General features: G+C 45.9%; 3 protein-coding genes and 2 pseudogenes. All 5 read left to right on the top strand.

Going from position 1 to position 3,456, the window contains the following annotated elements; genetic code table 11:
• A pseudogene (locus GRP75_RS21950) lies at nucleotides 1-178 on the top strand (bacillithiol biosynthesis protein BshC); the annotation flags it as partial.
• A gap of 64 nt (nucleotides 179-242) precedes the next feature.
• The gene (locus tag GRP75_RS21945; protein WP_076264697.1) at nucleotides 243-1,508 is read left to right on the top strand and encodes an adenosylhomocysteinase; all 1,266 of its coding nucleotides are present in this window, start codon (nucleotides 243-245) and stop codon (nucleotides 1,506-1,508) included.
• 332 nt (nucleotides 1,509-1,840) lie between these two features.
• Complete coding sequence (mraZ, locus tag GRP75_RS21940; protein ID WP_013311099.1) at nucleotides 1,841-2,278, top strand: division/cell wall cluster transcriptional repressor MraZ; 438 nt, start codon at nucleotides 1,841-1,843, stop codon at nucleotides 2,276-2,278.
• Nucleotides 2,279-2,295: 17 nt separating this feature from the next.
• Nucleotides 2,296-3,246 (top strand): 16S rRNA (cytosine(1402)-N(4))-methyltransferase RsmH, encoded by a 951-nt coding sequence (rsmH, locus tag GRP75_RS21935; RefSeq protein WP_160790353.1) that lies wholly within the window; start codon nucleotides 2,296-2,298, stop codon nucleotides 3,244-3,246.
• A gap of 24 nt (nucleotides 3,247-3,270) precedes the next feature.
• Nucleotides 3,271-3,456 (top strand): annotated as a pseudogene (locus GRP75_RS21930) (hypothetical protein); the annotation flags it as partial.

Here is a 3,456-nt window from a genome sequence, read left to right as displayed (position 1 = left end):
TGAAACAGCACTTCGCCAGTGGGATCGTATTGAGTTGTCGCTTTTTCCATTTGGACAGCTGCAGGAGCGGGCGTATACGATCTCTCATTTTCTGACCCGTCATGGTCTCAGCCTGATTGATATGATTATGAGTGTACCATTGGATCTGTTGGGTACGCATCGTGTTATTTATGTATGATTTATTATTTTATATAGGATTTATCATGGAGCAAATTTAACCAATATGAAGGAGGAAACAAAGTATGACTTCCCATTCTCTGCAAAATAGCATAGTTCACGATCTTAAATTGGCCCCTGAAGGTCATTTGAAAATTGATTGGGTAGAAGCCCATATGCCAGTATTGAACCGTATACGTCAACAATTCGAGCAAGAGCAGCCTTTTGCTGGTCTGAAGGTAACCATCTGTCTACATCTGGAGGCCAAAACGGCTTATCTGGCTAAAGTGGTACAAGCAGGTGGAGCGCAGGTAACTATTACGGGTAGTAATCCGTTGTCCACACAAGATGATGTTTGCGCCGCATTAGTTGAAGATGGCGTTACAGTATTAGCTAAATACAATCCGGACCCGGCAGAATTCAAAAATTTGCAAATCAAGGCACTGGAAACAAAGCCGGATCTCATTATAGATGATGGTGGTGACTTGGTTACTCTGTTGCAATCCGAACGGCCTGATCTGATTTCTACGATCCGTGGGGGAGCAGAGGAGACAACTACTGGAATTATTCGTTTGAAGGCTTTGGAAAAAGAAGGGCAACTTCACTTTCCGATGGTGGCTGTTAATGATGCTTACTGCAAATATTTGTTTGATAACCGCTATGGTACAGGACAGTCAGCTTTCGACGGCATTATTCGTACGACTAATCTGGTTGTAGCCGGAAGTACAGTGGTTGTGGTAGGTTATGGCTGGTGTGGCAAAGGGGTTGCAATGCGTGCGAAAGGGCTAGGAGCCAACGTTGTTGTAACCGAAGTTGATCCAATCAAGGCAGTAGAAGCCCATATGGATGGTTTCCATGTCTTGCCGATGGTAGAAGCTGCCAAACTGGGCGACTTCTTTATTACAGTAACTGGAAACAAGGCTGTAATTACAGGAGAACACTTTGATGTGATGAAGGATGGAGCTGTGCTGTGTAACGCAGGGCATTTTGATGTGGAGGTTAGTAAGCCTGAGCTTGCTAAACGTTCCGAATCCATTCGTACGGTGCGTCGCAATATCGAGGAATATCGCTTTAAAGATGGACGTAAAATGTATTTGCTGGCAGAAGGACGCCTCGTGAATCTGGCTGCTGCTGATGGTCATCCTGCGGAAATTATGGATACGACATTTGCGCTTCAGGCGCTTGGCTTGAAATATGTGAATGATCGTTACAATGAGCTAGGCAAAGCTGTTATTAATGTACCTTATGAAATTGATGAACAGGTAGCTCGATTCAAACTTGATAGTCTGGGAATCCAAATTGACACGTTAACTGAAGACCAAAAGATCTATTTGGACAGCTGGAACGCGTAATCGGATTATTACATCACGATTTTCGCTGCAAAAGTGTTGCGTTTTTAATGCAAGTGTTTGTTTAGATTGGCATAATGGACAGAGAGTAAGCCCTTTATTCCGTGTTGTTTCGAAACCTGATGCATATTGTCGGGGGCCGGCTTCATGGGGAAAGGGGCTTTTTTGCATCTTGTGACGCAGGGCTACAATAACAGACATAAGGGTATGGATCCGGCTTCTATCACTTTTTGGTAATGAAAAAGAGGTCTTTGATTTTTTAAAGCGAATCTATTATGCTTAGGTGGTGGAAAGTGGGCCAAAGTGGGAGAATGGGGTAAGGGGTGACGAAACCAATGTTTATGGGGGAGTTCCAACATAGCATTGATGAGAAGGGCCGGCTTACTGTACCGGCCAAGTTTCGTGAACTTCTCGGTGCCTCGTTCGTGGTTACCCGCGGGCTGGACCAATGCCTCTTCGTGTATCCCATGGATGAGTGGGCTGTCATGGAAAAAAAACTTAAAGCACTGCCTTTGATGAAGGCCGATGCGCGGGCGTTTACCCGTTTTTTTTTCTCGGGGGCGACTGAATGCGAATTGGACAAACAGGGCAGGGTAAATTTACCGGGGAATTTGTGCGAATACGCCAAGCTTACTAAAGAGTGCGTCGTATTGGGAGTGTCCACCCGTGTAGAGATTTGGAGCAAGCATACTTGGGAGCAATATTTCAACCAATCAGAAGAAGCATTTAACGACATTGCTGAGAAATTGGTTGATTTCAACTTTGAATTGTAATTTAGGAGGTCAGCCGTTTGTTTCACCACATTACCGTACTCAAAGAAGAAGCAACACAGGCACTAAACATCAGGCAGGACGGGATTTATGTGGACTGCACGTTGGGAGGGGCAGGACACAGTTCCGTCATTGCATCACAGCTTGGTCCTGAGGGAAGGCTCATTGCCTTTGATCAGGACGACTGGGCATTGAACAATGCGCGAGAGAAGCTGTCAGCCTATGAAGGAAAGATTTCATTAGTGAAATCCAACTTCCGCCACTTGCAGGACAAGCTGACCGAGCTGGGATTGCCCGAAAAAGACGGCGTCCCGCAAGTCCAGGGTATTTTGTTCGATCTGGGTGTATCCTCGCCCCAGTTCGATGAGGGGGAACGGGGATTTAGCTACAATCATGATGCACCGCTTGATATGCGGATGGATCAGAGTAGCTCGCTTACGGCTTACGAAATTGTCAATGAATGGTCGGAAGCAGAGATTGCGCGTATTTTGTTTCATTACGGAGAAGAGAAGTTTTCACGGCGGATCGCAAAGATCATGATTGAACGTCGATTGAACAAGCCTATTCACACAACAGGGGAACTTGTCGATATTATCAAAGAAGGAATTCCGGCTGCGGCACGCAGAACCGGGGGACATCCGGCTAAACGCAGTTTCCAGGCTTTGCGGATTGCTGTGAATGATGAGTTGGGTGCACTGGAAGATACTTTGCATCAGGCAATAAGATGTCTGGCTCCAGGAGGCAGAATTTCGGTCATTACATTCCATTCTCTGGAGGATCGGATATGCAAGCATATTTTCAAGGAGTATTTGGCGAAAAGCATCTATCCATCTGATTTGCCTATTTTGGAGGACAAAATGATAGGCGATCTGAAGCTGGTGAACCGTAAGCCGATTGTGGCGTCAGAGCAGGAATTGGAGCTTAATCCACGGTCCCGGACAGCGAAGCTGAGAGTTGCCGAAAAATTGTAAATTTAATGGAGAAGGAGAGGCGACATGGCTTATACACGCGGTAATTTGGCTGTAAAAGAAAGAGCCCGTCAGGAACAGGTTCAGCAACAACGGTATCGTGAGACCACCAAAGTCGTTACACGCCGCAGAGAGCTGCCGATTCGAGAAAAGCTGCTGTATCTATTGACACTTGTAGCGTGCATTGTCATTGCTGGTATGTTGATTAGCAGG

The sequence above is a fragment of the Paenibacillus sp. OT2-17 genome (genome assembly GCF_009827695.1).
Classification (GTDB): Bacteria; Bacillota; Bacilli; order Paenibacillales; family Paenibacillaceae; genus Paenibacillus; species Paenibacillus polymyxa_B.
Note: the sequence above shows the minus strand (reverse complement) of the source record. Positions and strands in the feature narration are given on the sequence as shown.

Bases quoted from the DNA above. Each gene is read 5' to 3' on its own strand.
- mraZ (WP_013311099.1), top strand. From the start codon at position 1,841: ATGTTTATGGGGGAGTTCCAACATAGCATTGATGAGAAGGGCCGGCTT.
- GRP75_RS21945 (WP_076264697.1), top strand. From the start codon at position 243: ATGACTTCCCATTCTCTGCAAAATAGCATAGTTCACGATCTTAAATTG.